Genomic DNA, 669 nt, shown 5'->3' with positions numbered 1-669 from the left:
AAGATTGAAAATGAGAAGTAGAGGGTATCCATTACCTTAAGCACACGACAAATAAGCCATCTTTCGGTGGCTGCTTTAAAAATTGAATATTGAGAAGTTAAGGTTATGCGGTTGCTGACTTGATTTTATAACCCTGATTTCTTGCGATAAGGATTGCCTGTTCTACCGTAATTTCACGGTCAACTGGAGGCAGGTCTGATTTCCTGTAAAGTTCTGCATTATAGTTTTCACCGTTTTTCAACATGTGGTATAATGCGGTAAGAAGCATTCTTGCTATGGCAATGATTGCTTTCTTGTGACCGCGACGCTTTTTGAGACGGAGATAACGGTTACGCATTTCAGGATGCTTTGAGCTTTTAACAACAGCGTTTGCGCACTGTACTAAAAGCGGCTTGATATAGCATCCGGCTTTGGAGACCCGGACAGATTTTTTCTTCCCTGCGCTTTCATTGTTGGTCGGAGTAAGACCAGCCCATGAGCATAAGTGTTTCGCCGAAGGAAAAGCCTCCATATTGGTACCGATTTCGGAAATAATTCCGATGGCAGTGAAGTCACTGCTGATACCAGGAGCGGTTTGAAGAATGGCAAGTTCCTGCTGATAGGGAGCGGCGAGCGCAAGAATGAGTTCTTCAAGCTCTGCTTTCCGGGATTCAAGGCTTTCATAATGAG

Annotated in this window: 1 protein-coding gene; it reads right to left on the bottom strand. The window is 43.9% G+C overall.

What is annotated here, in order from left to right; translation table 11 throughout:
• Positions 1-103: 103 nt before the first annotated feature.
• Positions 104-669, bottom strand: a 566-nt coding sequence (locus ACTQXY_RS15535; RefSeq protein ID WP_441660217.1) for a transposase, incomplete at its 5' end; no start/stop codon positions are given.

Origin of the sequence: Faecalimonas sp. LCP19S3_D12 (assembly GCF_052121495.1) — a bacterium.
Taxonomy (GTDB): Bacteria; Bacillota; Clostridia; order Lachnospirales; family Lachnospiraceae; genus Faecalimonas.
The sequence above is the reverse complement of the archived record's forward strand: the minus strand, read 5'-3'. Positions and strand labels throughout refer to the sequence as shown.